The organism is Pseudomonas chaetocerotis (assembly GCF_015712105.2).
Lineage (GTDB): Bacteria > Pseudomonadota > Gammaproteobacteria > Pseudomonadales > Pseudomonadaceae > Aquipseudomonas > Aquipseudomonas chaetocerotis.
Genome location: NZ_JACFYX020000012.1, coordinates 24,668 through 42,876, shown reverse-complemented (window position 1 = coordinate 42,876; position 18,209 = coordinate 24,668). Strand labels below are relative to the sequence as shown.

Annotated in this window: 12 protein-coding genes and 1 pseudogene; 9 read left to right on the top strand and 4 right to left on the bottom strand. The window is 59.7% G+C overall.

The features are described 5' to 3' along the window. The first annotated feature begins 18 nt into the window (after nucleotides 1–18). The 8 genes and pseudogenes from H3221_RS19930 to H3221_RS19895 all read left to right on the top strand — a co-directional run bounded on the left by H3221_RS19930 (nucleotide 19) and on the right by H3221_RS19895 (nucleotide 11,388). Nucleotides 19–6,360 (top strand): two-partner secretion domain-containing protein, encoded by a 6,342-nt coding sequence (locus tag H3221_RS19930; RefSeq protein WP_196475161.1) that lies wholly within the window; start codon nucleotides 19–21, stop codon nucleotides 6,358–6,360. Beyond that, entirely contained in the window at nucleotides 6,361–6,555 is a 195-nt protein-coding gene (locus H3221_RS19925; protein ID WP_196475162.1) for a hypothetical protein, read from the top strand. Between the two features lie 291 nt (nucleotides 6,556–6,846). Beyond that, on the top strand, nucleotides 6,847–7,053 hold the full coding sequence (locus H3221_RS19920) for a hypothetical protein (protein WP_196475163.1): 207 nt from the start codon (nucleotides 6,847–6,849) through the stop codon (nucleotides 7,051–7,053). 9 nt (nucleotides 7,054–7,062) lie between these two features. Next, complete coding sequence (locus H3221_RS19915) at nucleotides 7,063–7,470, top strand: hypothetical protein (protein WP_196475164.1); 408 nt, start codon at nucleotides 7,063–7,065, stop codon at nucleotides 7,468–7,470. Between the two features lie 105 nt (nucleotides 7,471–7,575). After that, nucleotides 7,576–9,909 carry a DUF637 domain-containing protein gene (locus tag H3221_RS19910; protein WP_318011465.1) on the top strand — a complete coding sequence of 778 codons (2,334 nt, stop codon included), beginning with the start codon at nucleotides 7,576–7,578 and terminating at the stop codon, nucleotides 9,907–9,909. A gap of 14 nt (nucleotides 9,910–9,923) precedes the next feature. After that, a complete protein-coding gene (locus H3221_RS19905; RefSeq protein ID WP_196475166.1) occupies nucleotides 9,924–10,190 on the top strand; it encodes a hypothetical protein in 267 nt (88 codons plus the stop codon). Between the two features lie 229 nt (nucleotides 10,191–10,419). Then, nucleotides 10,420–10,803, top strand: a pseudogene (locus H3221_RS19900) (integrase core domain-containing protein); the annotation flags it as partial. A 198-nt stretch (nucleotides 10,804–11,001) separates the two neighbouring features. Beyond that, nucleotides 11,002–11,388 (top strand): hypothetical protein, encoded by a 387-nt coding sequence (locus tag H3221_RS19895; protein WP_196475167.1) that lies wholly within the window; start codon nucleotides 11,002–11,004, stop codon nucleotides 11,386–11,388. A gap of 257 nt (nucleotides 11,389–11,645) precedes the next feature. Here the strand turns inward: H3221_RS19895 and H3221_RS19890 are convergent, their stop codons facing one another. Further along, the gene (locus tag H3221_RS19890) at nucleotides 11,646–12,626 is read right to left on the bottom strand and encodes an NADPH:quinone oxidoreductase family protein (RefSeq protein WP_196475168.1); all 981 of its coding nucleotides are present in this window, start codon (nucleotides 12,624–12,626) and stop codon (nucleotides 11,646–11,648) included. 155 nt (nucleotides 12,627–12,781) lie between these two features. Between H3221_RS19890 and H3221_RS19885 the strand changes: the two genes are divergently transcribed. Then, entirely contained in the window at nucleotides 12,782–13,186 is a 405-nt protein-coding gene (locus tag H3221_RS19885; RefSeq protein ID WP_196475169.1) for a flagellar basal body-associated FliL family protein, read from the top strand. 81 nt (nucleotides 13,187–13,267) lie between these two features. Here H3221_RS19885 and H3221_RS19880 read toward each other — a convergent pair whose 3' ends face one another. The 3 genes from H3221_RS19880 to H3221_RS19870 are packed head-to-tail and all read right to left on the bottom strand — an operon-like array spanning nucleotide 13,268 to nucleotide 18,185. Then, nucleotides 13,268–14,392, bottom strand: coding sequence for an ABC transporter permease (locus H3221_RS19880; RefSeq protein ID WP_196475170.1), 1,125 nt, complete (start codon nucleotides 14,390–14,392; stop codon nucleotides 13,268–13,270). After that, a complete protein-coding gene (gene rbbA, locus H3221_RS19875; RefSeq protein WP_196475171.1) occupies nucleotides 14,392–17,097 on the bottom strand; it encodes a ribosome-associated ATPase/putative transporter RbbA in 2,706 nt (901 codons plus the stop codon). Before rbbA ends, H3221_RS19880 begins: the two co-directional genes overlap by 1 nt. Further along, nucleotides 17,094–18,185 carry an HlyD family secretion protein gene (locus H3221_RS19870; RefSeq protein WP_196475172.1) on the bottom strand — a complete coding sequence of 364 codons (1,092 nt, stop codon included), beginning with the start codon at nucleotides 18,183–18,185 and terminating at the stop codon, nucleotides 17,094–17,096. The genes rbbA and H3221_RS19870 overlap by 4 nt, the downstream gene beginning before the upstream one ends. Nucleotides 18,186–18,209: the final 24 nt, after the last annotated feature.

Below are 18,209 nucleotides of genomic sequence, written 5' to 3'. Positions count from 1 at the left end.
GCGGGTTGGAGTACCGACATGGACGTACGCAGTCCCCTGTTTCAGAACATCGCCCTCATCGTTGCCGGCGTGCTGTTTCTCAACCCCATCGTTGCCACGGCGGCGCAACTGGCGGTTGATCAGGCCGCTGGCGGCAACACCGCCGTGACCCAGGCGCAGAACGGTGTGCCGATGGTCAACATCGCCACGCCCAATGGCAGCGGCCTGTCGCACAACAAGTTCACCGACTACAACGTCGGCCAGCAGGGGCTGATCCTCAACAACAGTGCGCAGAACGTGGTGCAGACCCAGTTGGGCGGCTACGTGGTCGGCAACCCGAACCTGAAGAACGGCGCCGCCGGGCTGATTCTCAACGAAGTCACCGGTGGCAACGCCAGCCAGCTCAAGGGCTACACGGAAGTGGCTGGGCGCTCGGCAGCGGTCATCGTCGCCAACCCGCACGGCATCACCTGCGATGGCTGCGGTTTCATCAACACCCCGCGCGTCACCCTCAGCACCGGCACCCCGATCATCGAAAATGGCCACCTGCGGCGTTTCGACGTCGACGGCGGGCAGATCGCCATCGAAGGCCAGGGCCTCAATGCCGGCAACGTCGACCAGTTCGACCTGATCACCCGCAGCGCGCAGATCAACGCCGAGCTGCACGCGAAGAAGCTCAACATCATCACCGGCCGCAACGAAGTGGATGCCACCACCCTGGCCGCAACCGCCAAGGCCGACGATGGCTCGGACAAACCCATGCTGGCCATCGACAGCTCGGCCCTCGGCGGCATGTACGCGGGCGCCATCCGTCTGGTCGGCACCGAGCAGGGCGTGGGCGTGAAACTGGCCGGCGACATGGCCGCCAGTGCCGGGGATATCCAGATCGATGCCAATGGCAAGCTGAGCCTTAACCGTGTGGCGGCCAGTGGTGACGTTGCGCTCAAAGCCACCAGCATCGAACTCAACGCTGACACCTACGCGGGCCGAAACGCCACGCTCGACGCGCAGCAGGTCGAAGTGCGGGAAAGCCTGGCCGCCGGCCAGCGCTTGGCCGTACAGGCTGAGCAACTGAACAACGCCGGGATCATCGAGGCGGGTGTCGGTGCCAACGGCAGTGTCAGCAGCGCCGGCCATCTGCAACTTGATGGCGGCAAGGTGCGTAATGCCGGGCAGATGACCAGCCATGGCAGCATGGCGACCGATCTGCAAACGCTGGACAACGCCGGCGGCAAGATCGCCACTGCCGGTAGCGCCGCGCTCAAGGCTGAGCAGCTCGACAACCGCGAAGGCGAGATGCTCGCTCAGGGTAATCTGACGCTTGCCACCCAGGTTCTGGATAACCGCCAGGGCAGCGCTCTGAGCGGCCAGGCGCTGAGCATCGAGGCCGAGTCTGTCGACAACGCAGCCGGCACCCTGGCAGCGGGCGGCAACATTCAGCTCGGGGTCAACGAGCGCCTCAACAACACCACAGGCCTTATCGAAGCCGGCGGCGCGGTGAGCCTGCAGGCGGGCGCGCTGGATAACCGCAGCGGGCAGCTTCGCGCCTTGGGGAGTAGTGGCGAGAGTCGTCTCACGGTCGATGAACAGTTGAACAACCAGGCTGGCGAGATCGAAATCGGCAGTGCCAGCCTGGCGGTCGAGGCCGGCAGCCTGATCAACAGGGACGGCCTGATTCGCCATGTCGGCACGCAAGCGCTGGACATGAGTCTTGAGCAACTGGGCCAGGCCGGTGGCCGCATCCAGACCAACGCACAACTCGATCTGAAGGCCGACACCTGGACCAACACCACCGAGCTGCAGGCCGGACGTCTGACGCTCGATATCGCAGAGCTTACGCAAACGACAGGTGCTGCCTTGCTGTCACGCGACAGCATCGAGGCCAAGGGCAGTACCTGGCGTAACGACGGGCGCATCGAAACCGACGGTAACCTCAGTCTGGAGCTGGAAGATGGTTACGCAGGTGACGGCACTCTCATCACCCAGGGCGACCTGAATGTCAGCGCCGCTGCAGCCGAGCTGGGCACCCATGCCAAGTGGCTCGCTGGTGGTTCGTCGAAGCTGAGCGTGCTGGGTGATCTGGTCAGCCGTGGCCAGATGACAGCGGGTACCTGGCTGCAGCTTGCCGCGCAGAATCTGCGCAACAGCGGCACCCTCGGTGCGGCAGGTCAAATGTCTCTGCAGGCGGCGGATATTCGCAACGAAGAAGGCTTTTTGTTCAGCGGCGCCTCCATGCTGCTGGTAGCGAATCGTTTCACCAACCAGCGCGGTGACCTCTACAGCGTAGGTGACCTGCAGTTCGTCGCCAACGAGCAGGGCGATGCCCCTGAGCTGTTCGCCAACCTGTCCGGGGTGGTGGAAAGTGAAGGCAACGTCGCGATTCGCGCGAAGCAAATCACCAATGCCCATGAAGTCGAAAACCTGGTCGTCAGCCGCAAGATCGCGGCGCTGTTCTACAGCCCCGATTGCACCGACTGCAGTGGCGACAAGGAAAACGTGCGCTACCGTCTGCGCCAGATCGACCGTACCGAAGCCACCAGTGATGTGCGTACCGCCTCGCTGCTGGCTGGCGGCGATCTCACCCTCAGCGGCGAGGCCATCAATAATCGCTACAGCATGCTCGCGGCCAACGGCGCGGTGCGTATCACGGGCGACACCTTCACCAGTGTCGGCGCCGAGACCGGCGAGTATGTTTCCGAAGGCCGCGCCACCAGCGAACGCGAGAAATCCCAGGGCTGGATTCACGATCACGTGAGCTGGTTCAACGCACGCAACTGGCCCACGGGTAGTGCGACTGTCGAGGCCGACCTCAATAACGTCCTGACAAACACCCTCAAGGGCAGCTTCGAGCATTTTGGCACCACCTACACGCCCGATGCCGAACAGAGCTATGCAGCCATCGTGCAGGCCGGTGGTGAAGTCACCATCGATGCCACACAAATCGGCAATGCCAGTATCCGCCCGTCATTCAGCTTCGTGAATGGCGGCACGCGGGTGGATACCGATGTGCCGGGCAGCGATATCGCCACTTTCGTCACCCTCAATCCTCAACTGCCGCCCGACCTGCAGCAGAAGGCCGTCGACCCGCTGTCACTGCCGGGCTTCTCCCTGCCTGCTGGTCAGAATGGACTGTTCAGTCTGAGCAACGACCCTGGCCATCGCTACCTGATCGAAACCAACCCGGCCTTCGCCAACCTGGGTAACTTCCTCAACTCCGACTACATGCTCGGCCTGCTGGGCTTCGACCCGGACGAGATGCAGCGTCGCCTGGGCGATGGCTTTTACGAGCAGCGCTTGGTGCGTGAAGCGGTGCGGGCGCGTACTGGCCAGCGTTATCTGGCCGGCCTGACCAGCGACGAGGCGCAGTTCAAGTACCTGATGGACAACGCCATCGCCAGCAAGGAGGCCTTGAACCTCAGCCTGGGCATTGCCCTGAGCGCCGAACAGGTGGCAGCCCTGACCCACGACATCGTGTGGATGGAAGAGCGCGAAGTGCAGGGACAGAAAGTCCTGGTGCCAGTGCTCTACCTGGCGCAGGCCGAAGGTCGTCTGGCGCCGAGTGGCGCGCTGATCCAGGGACGCGACGTGGCGCTGATCTCCGGTCGTGACCTGATCAACAGTGGCACCTTGCGTGCGACCCAGAATCTGACCGTGACCGCGCAGCAGAGCATCGCCAACAGCGGGCTGATGCACGCGGGTGAGCGCCTGTCGCTGCTGGCCGGCAACAGCATCCGTAACACCCAGGGCGGTATCCTCAAAGGCCAGGAGGTGAGCCTGGTCGCGGTTACCGGCGATGTGGTCAACGAGCGCACCGTCAGCACCCACCACAGCACCACGCGCCACACCGACCGCCAGCAGAGCTTCGTCGACAGTGCGGCGCGTATCGAAGCCGGTAATGAGCTGCTGGTCAGTGCCGGCAACGACCTCCGCAACATCGGCGGCGCCATCAGTGCGGGCGGCGATGCCAGCTTGCAGGCGGGCAATGACCTGATCCTCGGTTCGGCCGAGGCCGAGAACCGGCAGAACAAGTGGGACCGCAAAGGCCACGCCTATCACACCGATATCACTCAGTACGGCAGCGACGTACAGGTGGGTGGCGACCTGACGGCCGTTGCCGGTCGCGACCTGCTGGTGGTCGGCAGTACCGTCAAGGCTGGTGGTGATATCGGTCTGGATGCTGGCGGCGACATGACCATCGCCTCGGCGGCGAACGAGAGCAGCGCCGACTACTACCGCAAGAGCGGTGGCAAGACCGTCATCGCCCAGGAGCAGCACGTCAAGCAGATCGCCTCGGTCATCGAGGCCGGTGGCAATCTCGACATGCGCACCGATGGCAATCTGGTGCTCTCCGCCAGTCAGCTCAAGGCGGGTAACGAAGCCTATCTGTATGCCGGGCAGCAACTTGCCCTGCTGGCGGCGCAGAACAGCGACTACTCGCTGTACGACAAGAAGAAAAAAGGTGGCTGGGGCAGTAAGGAAACCCAGCGAGACGAAGTCACCACCGTGCGCAACGTCGGCAGCTCCATCACCACTGGTGGCAACCTCAGCTTGATCAGCGAAGGCGACCAGCTCTACCAGAAGGCACGCCTGGAAAGCGGCAACGACCTGATCCTCGACAGCGGCGGCAGCATCACCTTCGAAGCGGTCAAGGATCTGGATCAGGAGAGCCACGAGAAGAGCAGCAACAGCCTGGCGTGGACCTCAGCCAAGGGCAAAGGCACGACGGATGAAACCCTCTACCAGAGCCAGCTGATCGCCAAGGGTGATTTGGTGATACAGGCCGTGGACGGCCTGAAGATCGACGTCAAGGAGGTCAACCAGCAGTCCGTCACCCAGACCATCGACGCCATGGTCAAGGCCGACCCCGAACTGGCCTGGCTCAAGGAGATGGAGCAGCGCGGAGATGTCGATTGGCGGCAGGTGAAGGAGATACATGACTCCTTCAAGTACAGCCATTCGGGGTTGGGGGCTGGGGCGCAGTTGGTGATTGCGATTGTGATGGCTGCCGTGGTTGGCCCGATGGCTGCCGGCGCTCTTGGCGGCGCTGCTACGGGAGCAGCTGCGACCAGCCTGGCAACGACCGGAGTGATCAGCACGATTAACAATAAGGGCAACCTAGGCGCCGCGCTCAAAGACACCTTTAGCAGCGATAGCTTGAAAAATGCTGCTGTGGCAGGAGTGACGGCGGGTCTTACGGAAGGCCTGTATGACAGCATGCTTAACACCAAGACCAACGCGATCACTGGCAAGGTCACGGTTGATCTCAGCAATCTTGATGGCATTGGCCGCTTTGCCGGCAATCAGGTGCTGCAAGGCGGAACCTCTGCCGCGTTGAATAAAGCCCTTGGTCGGGACGTGGACTTCAAGGATGTGCTTCAAAGTGCGCTGTTCAATACTTTAGCAGCTGCTACCTTCAATGCCGTGGGAGACCACACGCAAGGTGTCTTAGATGATGGCAGCGCAGGAAAGGTTGCTATTCATGCGTTTGTGGGTGGTCTGCTCAGCGAAGCGACAGGCGGTGACTTTGTTACCGGTGCGCTTGCGGCAGGTGCGAATGAGGCACTCGTCAATCAGCTAAACGCTCTCGTTGACAGCAATGAAAGCCTGCTGCTGATGATGTCCCAGTTGGTGGGTGTGGCTGCTGCTGCGATGACAGATGGGGACATGGAGAATGCGGCGTGGGTGACGAAGAATGCTACGCAGTACAACTTCATGGGTCATCAGGAACTGGATGAGTTTGTTGCAGACGCTCAAGTGTGTGAAGCAAGAGGAAACTGTGACGAGGTAAGGCAAAAATTCAGGGACATTTCTCTCGGTGGCGATGATGCGTTAGGTGCCCTCTGTGCTACTGATCCGGCTAGTTGTATTGAGCTGTATGGTGATCTGGCTCATGATCGCCTAAGTTTGCAGGAGAGAATCAGCAAGCTCTATTTCGACGACAGTATTCCCTCGGTACTCAAACGTGATCTGCATGTTTATCAAATGCAGAATATGAGTGCGGTTGGTACACTGACGAAGGCACAGGTGCAGATCAGTCTTGAGAACCAAGGTCTCTCTAGTGATACCGCTCAGCTAGGCGCTATGGTGGCTGCGGCAGCAGCGTCTGGCGGCCTAGTGGGTCGAACTGGTGGGGCAAAAGAACCTATATTTAAAACCACTAGAGAGGCCAGGGTTGCTGCTGAGGGCTTAGGGTTCAAGAAAATTAATGAAACGGTTCATGGAGGGCAGGCTGTATTTAGAAAAGGAAATTTATATATCACGCGAGACTTGGACGGTCATAATGGTGGGGCTTGGAAAATGGCGGCTTCAGTTAAAGATTTGTCTAGCAGAAGTACTCGTATGGGGACTTATGACTCAAGCCTAAATCGTATAGGTGATTAGATGGGAAATGATGCGACAGAAAGTGGCGCGTGGGTGTCAGTTGGAAAGACAATTAAGCAGCTGATTGCTGAATTAGAGTCGTTTGAAAACAAAGATCTAATCGTTGAGTTATCAGTTGACGGTGGTGGTAGTAGTGTGCCGATAAGTTTGGTTGGTAAGAAGGATGGCAAGTGTATTCTTATGTATACTGGTTGAAGGATCAATGGGGTCAGAGTCTGAGGAATCCCCACAAATCTACCCCGGTGCCTGCGCCTGCCGGTGAACCTCCTCACGCAGCAAAAGCTCCATCTTCGCCAGAGCCGAGCATGATAAATCGCTGGCCGAGCGCCTGAGGTATTCGAGGCCGATACGCCAGAGCGACAGCACGGGTTTATGCCTGACGCTGTTGCTCTGAAAGCGGCATGACCTGCCTGTCGTTTGAGCCTGAAGGCCGGCCAAGTACAGAAAGTATTAGGGGACAGACCACGATTTAACTAGGAAGAAAACGTGGTCTGTCCCCTATTGTTTGCGAAGCCTTGGTCAGTTGCAGAACAATCCAAGATGGTAGATCAAGCGAAGAAATATTCATCAGGCTTTGAAGGCAGCGTTGTTTACCATACGAATAGCCCAGAGCTTGCTAGTCAGTATTCAAAGATATTTAAAGAGGCAGGCGTTACAAACTTCAAGTTTGTGATTACTCCTGTGAAAAATTGAGGTTCCGTTATGAGCGATAAACTCGAAGAGCTGGAGGTAACACTCGGTGGGAAGCTGGAGAGGGTAGATGCTAGGGTTGTTCCTGGAACTGATGGCGCATCTACTCGTGAGGCTATTTATTTTTCCGATGACGGGAGAAATAAGTTTAGAAAGCAGTTTAAGAATATAACGTGCTTTACTGAGCCGCCTAATGCGACTTGTGGCGGTATCAATGAGGCTGGGTGTGATGTTACACCTCCCGATGGCCCACTTTTTCATGCAGCCATATATCACGGCGATCTTTCCGGCTGGCGGAAGGATATGGAAGAGGGGGCCAGGGGGCTTGGTTTACTTCTTGCTAGAATAGAAGGCGATCAATTTGTTATCTCAGATGGACGCTCATTCCCTCTGTCAGAATGCAAGATAGAGTTCACCTGAAATAAATAGCCCCGGCACTGCCGGGGCTATTTATTTGAAAGAATAATAGGGGGCAGACCACGTTTTCTTCCTAGTTAAATCGTGGTCTGTCCCCTAATACTCATGGTGCTCTCCGCCAGTCAGCTCAAGGCGGGTAACGAAGCCTATCTGTATGCCGGGCAGCAACTTGCCCTGCTGGCGGCGCAGAACAGCGACTACTCGCTGTACGACAAGAAGAAAAAAGGTGGCTGGGGCAGTAAGGAAACCCAGCGAGACGAAGTCACCACCGTGCGCAACGTCGGCAGCTCCATCACCACTGGTGGCAACCTCAGCTTGATCAGCGAAGGCGACCAGCTCTACCAGAAGGCACGCCTGGAAAGCGGCAACGACCTGATCCTCGACAGCGGCGGCAGCATCACCTTCGAAGCGGTCAAGGATCTGGATCAGGAGAGCCACGAGAAGAGCAGCAACAGCCTGGCGTGGACCTCAGCCAAGGGCAAAGGCACGACGGATGAAACCCTCTACCAGAGCCAGCTGATCGCCAAGGGTGATTTGGTGATACAGGCCGTGGACGGCCTGAAGATCGACGTCAAGGAGGTCAACCAGCAGTCCGTCACCCAGACCATCGACGCCATGGTCAAGGCCGACCCCGAACTGGCCTGGCTCAAGGAGATGGAACAGCGCGGGGATGTCGATTGGCGCCGCGTGAAGGAGGTGCATGACGCCTTCAAGTACAGCCATTCGGGGTTGGGTGGGGCTGCGGCGATGGTGATTGCCATCGTAGTCGCCTACTTCACGGCGGGGGCGGCGAGTGGCTTGGTGGCGAGTGGCGCCTCGGCCGCTGGCGCCACAACCGCTACTGCCGCCGGAGGTGCCTGGGCAGCGGGCACAGGGGCAACTTTATCAGGTATCGGTTGGGCAAATGCGGCCGTAACGGCTGGTTTGACGGGGATGGCCAGCAATGGCGCTGTCAGCACTATTAATAACCGAGGGAATCTAGGCGCGGTATTCAAGGACGTAACCTCTGAGGATGCATTACGTGGCTACGCTGTGGCGGGCATTACTGCAGGCCTAACCAATGGACTTTATGACCGCTGGTTGGGAACAGAAACAGGCTCAGCGGGAGCTATCCAGAACGGCGGCAAAGTCATTGCCAATGGTGGCTTATCCACTGTGGAGGGCATCGGTCGCTTTGCCGGTAACCAGTTACTGCAAAACGGTACTTCCACCGTCCTTGATCGCGCTCTGGGAGGTGATAGCTCGTTCAGCGATGCCTTGCGCAGCAGTCTGGCCAATACCTTTGCAGCGGCGGGTTTCAACTGGGTTGGGGATCAAACGTCAAAATCTCAATGGGATTTGAAAGACGGTAGCCCGGCCAAGATCGCGATGCATGCCGTGATGGGAGGCTTGGCGGCAGAGGCGGCAGGTGGTGACTTCAAGACTGGGGCATTGGCGGCAGGGGTGAATGAGCTGCTGGTTGCTGAGTTGGATGCCCAGTACAAGAAGATGAGTATTGAGGACAGAAACGCGCTGCTGGTGATGAACTCGCAGGTGATCGGGGTGCTGGCCGCTGCGGCACAGGGCGGGGATGAGAAGGCGCTGCAGGTGGGGGCGCAGGTGGCGGGGGCAGCTACGCAATATAACTATCTGTTCCATGCCGAAATAGAACAGATGCTGGCTGAGCAAGACGGCTGTGCAAACCAGACTTGCAAGAGCCAGATTGCTGAACGTTACGCAGAGCTGGACAGCTCTAGGAATGCTGAGCTTGCAGCTCTCTGTGACAGTTCTCCTGGTACCTGTGATGCTATTCTCACACGGCTCATGGCTGAAGAGCCTGCGATCTTGGAAATGGCCAAGAACCTGGCCGGTGAGGGAAAAATTGGCGCTGCCTTGGTTATTGGCGCGTCTATAGCGCCAAGTAACTCATCGGCGATGTTGACCATTGCTTCCGAACTAGGTGCTAACTCGGAGTTTCAAGCTGCCCTTGGTGATCTTGTACTTGCTGGTGCTACGGGCGGACTTGGTAGGGCTGGGGGGACAAAGCGGCCGTCAGCAGTGGGTGGGGATGGCAGTGGTCCAAAAGGAACTGGAACGGTGGGAGTCGCAGATGATGCGATCAAAGCTTTGCCAGGGCCAAGACAAATAGATGCATCTTGGAGTGCGAGCACGTACAACAAGGGCGGCTTGATGACTGGTATTGAGCATGTGTTCTACCGCCATGGGCCAGATTCAGGCTTCTCGAACGTTAGTAAGTTTTCTCAGGGAACATCTCTTAAGGATGTCTCCAGCTATGTAGATAGCGCGCTGAGATACGGGAAGGTATCTCCCAATGGTCCTGGCGGTTATGTTATCGAGTACAACGCTGGAAAGATCATCGGGACTAATGCTGCGGGCGCCCCAACTTCCACGATTAAGGTTAATGTTCGTGACGGGGTGATTCAGACGGCGTTCCCGCTCTAATTGAGGAGATGATAATGACTAACGGTGGTTCTCTAATGGAGCAATTTATTGCTCAGGAATTGAACGCTAGTGTGCGCTCTGTTTTGAATAGGGCGCTTGATGAAAGGGCGTGCTCGGATAATGTTTTAATTAGAGAATTTGAATTTAATTGTTTTGATGTTGTTCTTGATTTCGAGAGAGGGGTGGTTAAGTTGCAGGACGCCCTTTCGTCAGGTGTTGAAAGCTCTACTGAGTTGCCAATGTCAGACTTTATCTCTGCATGTGGTTTGGGCTTGTTGTAATCGCAGATAAATAGCCCCGACATGAACACCCTGAATCGTCAGAATCCGGTGCTCTGGCTGGGCCTGCTGTTGCTGGCTTGGCTGGTCCTGGAGTATTAGGGGACAGACCACGATTTAACTAGGAAGAAAACGTGGTCTGTCCCCTATTGTTTCCCAAGCTGCCCTTGGTGATCTTGTACTTGCTGGTGCTACGGGCGGACTTGGTAGGGCTGGGGGAGACGTCGACTCGTTGACACGCATTCTGGATCGTCTTGCGATGTCACGAGGGCTGCCCAAGGCCATCCGCACGGACAACGGCAAGGAGTTCTGCGGCCGCGCCATGCTGACCTGGGCTCATCTGCGGGGCGTTCAGTTGTTCCTGATTGAACCGGGAAAGCCCAATCAGAACGCCTACATCGAATCGTTCAATGGGCGCTTTCGTGATGAATGCCTGAACGAGCACTGGTTCACCAGCCTGCCGCATGCCAAGGTGGTTATTGAATCCTGGCGACGGGAATACAACGAAGAGCGACCCAAGAAAGGGCTTGGAGGGTTAACCCCATCTGCCTATGCCGAGCAACTGGCTTTGAAAACCGTTACATTGCCCCAGGACTCTAAAGCCAGCTGCTACTGAAGACGGGGGGACGTCGGTCCGTGACGCAAATGGTAAGTTACACGGTCTTGAGGTCAAAAGCGGAACTGCTAGTAAGACCAGCTATCAAGAATTCACCGATTATTTTGTCAATCAGTTTGGGGCGCAAGGGAAGGGACGGCTAAAAGGCGAAGTCATCGAAAGCGCTACAACAGTTTATGTGCCGTGAAGGTGAGGAACATGAAGCTCGAAGCCGAAAATAGTCCCGTGATAATTGACGTTAACCAGGCGCAGCTTGTAAAAGTGTTAAAAAAATTAAAAAGCTACGGTCCTAGCTCATACGCATGCATTACTGACGACGACGGTAATTATGTGCAAGTGGCAGGAGGCAGATTTACTTGCTTTATTGAGAGATATGACGCAGAAAGTAAAGCTCTGTTTAGAGGGTATCATTCAAATTCCAGCACGAACTTTGAAGATGGGAGCTTGCTGTCGTTTGGTGCAGGGCGTGTTCAATTAAAGAAAGATGAGTGGTTTAATATTGACGATGTGATCGAAGTTTTCTCCCGATTCAATCAGAATCAGCCCTTACCAGAAAATATTTACTGGCGCGAGGTAGAACAATAGGGGACACCCATTAGCCGGTCTGGCGTCAAGACTCAAAGCAACCTGCTCTGCTTTTTAGCGGCAGAGTTTCTCCAGTGCCGAACCTGATGAATTGACCCGGTCGAGCCCGTTTCCTCGTTCTTGGCTGCGACCGAATCGCGCCAGTCATCCATAGGGATCAAACGGCGGCTGAAACCCTGCGCCGCGTTGGCAAAAGGCCGCCCCGAGGGCGGCCCTGTTTACGTCATTGCGAATAGCTTCGGTGCGCGCGGCGCACCCTACCTGACTTCCACTACCACCTTGCCGACGGCTTTGCGCTGGCCAAGCGCATCGATCGCTTCACCGCCGCGCTCCAACGGGAAGGTCTGCGACACCAGCGGCTTGAGCTTGCCTTCGGCATGCCAGGCGAACAGTTGCTGGAAGTTGTCGGCGTTGTCCTGCGGTTGGCGCTGAGCGAACGAACCCCAGAACACGCCGACCAGCGAAGCGCCCTTGAGCAAAGGCAGGTTGGCCGGCAGGGCAGGGATGCCACCGCCGGCGGCGAAGCCCACGACCAGGAAGCGACCATTCCAGCCGATGCTGCGGAAGGCTTCCTCGAACAGTGCGCCGCCCACCGGGTCGTAGATCACGTCCACGCCCTGGCCGCCAGTGAGTTTCTTCACTTCGTCCTTCAGGCTCTGCTCGCTGTAGTTGATCAGCTCGTCGGCGCCGGCTTTGCGCGCCACTTCCAGTTTCTCGGCGCTACTCGCCGCAGCGATGACCTTGGCGCCCATGGCCTTGCCGATTTCCACCGCCGCCAGGCCGACGCCGCCGGAGGCGCCGAGCACCAGCAAGGTTTCCCCGGCTTGCAGGTTGGCGCGTTGCTTGAGGGCATGCATCGAGGTGCCATAGGTCATGCCGAAGGCAGCTGCGGTGGTCAGGTCCATGCTCTTGGGCACCGGCAGCACGTTGTAGGCCGGCACGGCGACTTCTTCGGCGAAGCCGCCCCAACCAGTCAGCGCCATGACCCGGTCACCGACGCGCAGGTGGCTGACCTTCTCGCCAACGGCCTTGACCACGCCCGCTACCTCGCCACCCGGGGCAAAAGGGAAGGGTGGCTTGAACTGGTATTTGCCTTCGATGATCAGCGTGTCGGGGAAGTTGACCCCGGCGGCCTGCACCTCGATCAGCACCTCGTTCTTTTTCGGTTCAGGGTTTGGCAGGTCTTCCAGTACCAGGGTGTCGGCGGGGCCGAAGGCTTTGCACAGCAGGGCTTTCATCAAGGTCATTCCTCTTGCAGGGTGCCTTGCAGTGTAGAAAGCGCCCGCCGAGGGTCAACGAGCATGCCGGAGCCTGATAGCTTGGCATAAGCACCGGGCTTGGGTGCAGACTTGTGGATGGCTATGCTAGGCACATCCCCGATGGAGTGCCGAACGTGAAACTGTTGACCGCCCTGCTGCTGAGCCTGTCGATTTGCCTGCCTGCCCTGGCCTCTTCGGAGGAGAAGGAGGAGGTACCTACGACGATTTATCACAACCTGTTCCCGGCGCTGATCGGCAACCTGGCGGATCAGGGCAATCGTCTGAAGTTCTTCAAGGCCGACGTGTCCCTGCGGGTGACTGGCACCGAAGCCGAGGAGAAGCTCAAGCAGCATGAGCCGCTGATCCGTCATCAGTTGGTGATGCTGTTCTCGGCGCAGACCAGTGAGACCATCAACGCCCCCGATGGCCGTGAGAATCTGCGCCTGGAAGCATTGAAGAAGGTGCAGGACGCGATCAACGGCGAAGAGGGCAAGCCCATCGTCGAGGACCTGCTGTTCAACAACCTGATCATTCAGTAGCGGCGAATCCCTGGCGTTCGGGCGCCGCTGCGGCGGTGAAGGCCAAAGTGATTCGCGGCTGAAGCCGCTCCTACAGTTTGTTCAGGCCATCTGCGCCAGGGTCTTGCGAAAGCGCGTCAGCGCCGCGACGAAGAACAGTGTGCCGATGGCGGCGATGGCCAGCATGTAAGGCCAGATGATCGCGAACCCTGCACCGCGATAGAGAATGGCCTGGGCCAGTGCGACGAAGTGGGTGGTCGGTGCCGCCAGCATGATCTGCTGCACCAGCTCGGGCATGCTCTCGCGCGGCGTAGTGCCGCCGGAGAGGATCTGTAGCGGCAATAGCACGATGATGATCAGCAGGCCCAGCTGCGGCATCGAGCGCGCCACGGTGCCGAAGAAAATGCCCATCGAGGTGGTGGCGAACAGGTGCAGCGCCGCACCGAGCAGGAACAGCGCGATGGAGCCCTCTATCGGCACCTGCAGCCAGCCCTGCACCACCAGCAGCAGCGACAGCGTCGCCGCCGTCAGTACCACCAGCCCCATCGACCATACCTTCGCCAGCATGATCTCCAGCGGCGTCACCGGCATCACCAGCAGGTGTTCGACGGTGCCATGCTCGCGCTCGCGAATCAGTGCCGCGCCGGTGAGGATGATCGACAGCATGGTGATCTGGTTGATCACCTCCATCACCGAGCCGAACCAGGCGCGCGTCAGATTCGGGTTGAACTGTATGCGCAGCGCCAGTTCGGCCGGCTGCTGCAGCTCGCCTCGATAGCGACGGACGAACTCGGCTACTTCGCTGGCGCCGATGTTCTGGATGTAGCCGGCACCCGTGAAGGCCATGCTCACCTGGGTGGCATCGACGTTGAGCTGGATCGCCGGGCTGCGGCCGGCGAGTACATCGCGCTGGAAGTTCGGCGGAATGTTCAGGGTGAAGGTGTAGCGTCCGGAGTCCATGCCGCGATCCATCTCGCTCAGGTCGATACGCTCGGGGGTACGGAAATAGGGTTCCTGGAAGGCCTGGATCAGTCGCTCGGAGAGCTGCGACTGGTCTTCGTCGACCACGGCGATGGCAGCGTTATGCAGGCTCTCCGGCATGCTGGTGGCAGCCGAGTAGATGCCCATGCTGAACGCCCAGAGGATCAGCAGCACCAATGCCAGGTCATGTTGCAGGCTGCGCAGCTCCTTGATGCCGAGGTGCAGGATATTGGCCAGGCGTTTCATCAGCGTTCCTGTTTGCGCAGCAGGCCGGCGCTGAGCAGCGTCAGCAGCGGGATGGTCAGCATCAGGGCGGCGAAGCAGTCGGCCAGGTCCTGCAGCTCCAGTGCCTTGGAGAAGATGCCGCGGCTGATCACCAGAAACTGCGAGGTCGGGTAGAGCTGGCCGATCACGGCGCCTGCGCCTTCCAGTGATGCCACCGGGTAGATCAGCCCGGAAAACTGAATGGCTGGCAGCAAGGTGACGATGGCGGTGCCGAACACGGCGGCGATCTGACTCTTGGTAAAGGTCGACATGAGCAGGCCGAGGCCGGTGGAACAGGCCAGGTAGAGCAGGGCGCCGGCCAGCAAGGTCAGCGGATTGCCCTTGAGCGGCACGTCGAACACGGTGACTGCCAGCAGCATCAGGAGGATGAAGTTGAACAGACCCAGGGCGATGTAGGGTAATTGCTTGCCGAGCAGGAACTCCAGGCGTGTGACGGGAGTGACGTAGAGGTTGATGATCGAGCCCAGTTCCTTCTCGCGCACCACGCCAAGCGCGGTGAGCATCGCCGGAATCAACATCAGCAGCAGCGGTATCACCGCCGGCACCATGGCCTTGAGGCTTTCCACGTCCGGGTTGTAGCGATAGCGCACCTCCAGCTCGGCGGCGTTGGCTGCCTGCGGTTGTGACGAGCTGCGCGCCAGCTCGCTCAGGTAGTGCTGGTGCAGGCCGGTGACGTAGCCCTTGATGGTCTCGGCGCGGGTCGGCATGGCGCCGTCGATCCACATGCCGATCTGTGGACTTGCGCCGCGCTTGAGGTCACGACCGAAGTGCGGCGGAATTTCCACCGCCAGGCTGATGTCACCATTACGCAGGCGCCGCTCCAGCTCGGCGTAGTCGGAGAGCGGCGCTTTCTCCAGGAAGTAGCGCGAGCCGGACAGATTGAGGTGGTATTGCTGGCTGGTGGTGGTCTGGTCGCGATCCAGTACGGCGAAGGTCAGGTCCTCCACATCCAGGCTGATGCCGTAACCGATGATGAACAGCAGTAACACCGTTCCGAGCAGGGCCATGCTGCCGCGAATCGGGTCTCTGCGCAGCTCCAGCGCTTCGCGCTGGGCATAGCTGAGCAGGCGGCGCAGGCTGAAGCGTTGACGCTGTGACGGGGGTGTCTGTTCCAGCGGCGGTGCGGTGGTGGTCGGTTGCTCGCCGACCGCCTCCTGCAGGTAGGCGATGAAGGTGGCCTCCAGGCTGTCCAGCCCGCGCTTGTCCATCAGCCCCTGCGGCGTGTCGCTGTCGAGTACCTTGCCAGCGTGCATCAGCGAGATGCGGTCGCAGCGCTGCGCCTCGTTCATGAAATGGGTGGAGATGAAGATGGTCACGCCGTCGTTGCGCGAGAGGTCGAGCATCAGTTGCCAGAAGCCGTCGCGGGCGACCGGATCGACCCCAGAGGTGGGTTCGTCGAGGATCAGGATCTCCGGCTTGTGGATCACCGCAACAGCCAGCGACAGGCGCTGGCGAATGCCAAGCGGCAGGCGTTCGGGGAGCATGTCCATGACGTCGCCGAGGTCGAAACGCTCGGCCATCTGCGCCACCCGTGGGCCAATGTCGTCGCGGGGAACGTGGAACAGCTGGGCGTGCAGCACCAGGTTTTGCCGCACCGTCAGCTCGCCGTACAGGGAGAACGCCTGGGACATGTAGCCGACCCGCTTGCGCGTGGCCATGTCGCGCGGGTCGATCATCTGGCCGAACAGCAGCGCCTCGCCTTCGCTGGCCGGCAGCAGGCCGGTGAGCATCTTCATGGTGGTGCTCTTGCCGCAGCCGTTGGAGCCGAGGAAGCCGAAAATCTCACCACGGCGGATGCGAAACGACACTGAATCGACGGCGACGAAATCACCGAAGCGCATGGTCAGGCCCTTGGCCTCGATGGCGATCTCGTTGCTGTCTTGCAGTGGCGCAATTATCACCTGCTGATGGTCACGCCGGCGCTCCTCGGGCAGCAGGGCGATAAAGGCCTGCTCCAGGTTGGCGCTTCCGGTCTGAGTGCGCAATTCGGCTGGGCTGCCTTCGGCGAGCACGCGGCCCGCGTCCATTGCCACCAAGTGGTCAAAACGCTCGGCTTCCTCCATGTACGCGGTGGCTACCAATACGCTCATCTGTGGGCGCTGTTCACGGATGCGCGCGATCAGCTCCCAGAACTGATTGCGCGACAGCGGGTCGACGCCGGTGGTTGGCTCGTCGAGGATCAGTAGATCCGGGTCATGGATCAGCGCGCAGCACAGCCCGAGTTTCTGCTTCATACCGCCGGACAGTTTACCGGCGGGGCGCTCTCGGAAGGCGGCCATGCCGGTGCTGCGCAGCAGATCGTCGATACGCCGCTCGCGCTCGGCAGCATCCTGGCCGAACAGGCGACCGAAGAAATCCAGGTTCTCGAATACCGACAGCGTCGGATACAGGTTTTTGCCGAGGCCCTGGGGCATGTAGGCGATATGCGGGCAGACGTTGCGCCGATGGCGGGCTTCGGCCATGTCGCCACCGAGCACCTCGACGCAGCCGTCCTGCAACTGGCGCGCCCCGGCAATCAGTGCCAGCAGGCTGGATTTTCCGACGCCGTCCGGGCCGATCAGGCCAACCATGCAACGGGCTGGCAGCGTCAGGTTGACCTGCTGCAGGGCGTGGGTCTTGCCATAGCGCAGGCCGACGCCGGCCAGGCGTGCGACCGCAGTGTTCATTGTGGAACCTTGATCGCCAGATGAGCGGGCCACTCGGCTTCAGGATCGAGGCGCAGGTAGGCCATGCCGGGTACACCGGTTTTTACCTGCTGCAGGTGCTTGCTCAGTAGCTCGGGGTCAATGCGCGCCTTGACCCGGAACATCAGTTTCTCGCGCTCGCTGGCGGTTTCCACGGTTTTTGGCGTGAACTGGGCGACGCTGGCGACATAACTGACCTTGGCCGGAATCACGTATTGCGGCGCGGCGTCGATCACCAGGCGCACCTCGCTGCCCAGGGCGACGCGGCCTGCCTGGCGCTCGGGCAGGAAGAAGGTCATGTAGACATCGGTCAGGTCCACCAGATTGAGCAGTTTGCCGCCGGCGCCCAGCACTTCGCCGGGTTGAGTGACGCGGTATTGCACGCGGCCGGCACGCGGCGCCTTGAGCTGGCTGTCGTCGATATCCACCTGCAGGCGCTCGACGCTGGCGCGGGCCGCTTCGGTCGCCGATTGCGCTTCGATGGCCTGCGATTGCGCGGCGGCAATACCGGCCTCGGCGGAACTGACCTGAGCTCGCGCCGCTGCCAGCGCAGCTTCGGCACTCTGCAGGCGGGCCAGGTCGTCATCCAGCGTCTGCTGAGCCAGGGCGTTGCGCTTGACCAGCGTGGCGCTGCGCGCGTGACGTTTGCGTGCGGCATCCAGTTCCGCCTGGCGCTGGCGCACCACGGCCTCGGCTGCGAGCTTTTCGCTTTGGCGCAGACTGATCTGGCTGGCGGCGGTGATCTGGCCATTCTCTGCCTGGCGCAACTGGGCACGGGCCTGCGCTAACTGGGCTTCGAGCACCTGGGTGTCCATGCGGGCGAGAATCTGGCCAGGCTCGACGAAGTCACCTTCGTCGACGTCGATGCTGGCGACGCGCCCGGCGAGTTTGGTCGCCACATCCACTTCGGTGGCTTCGATTCGTCCGTTACCACTGGCGAAACCCTCGCCCAGCCCGGTCGGGCGCAGTTGCCACCAGGCCGCGGCTGCCAGTACGGCCAGACCGACGGCGATCAGGTAGGACACGTGACGTTTGGCGATGATCATTTCGGCTTCCCTGTAGAGCCCCATGGCTGGGGGCTTTTACGACATGTC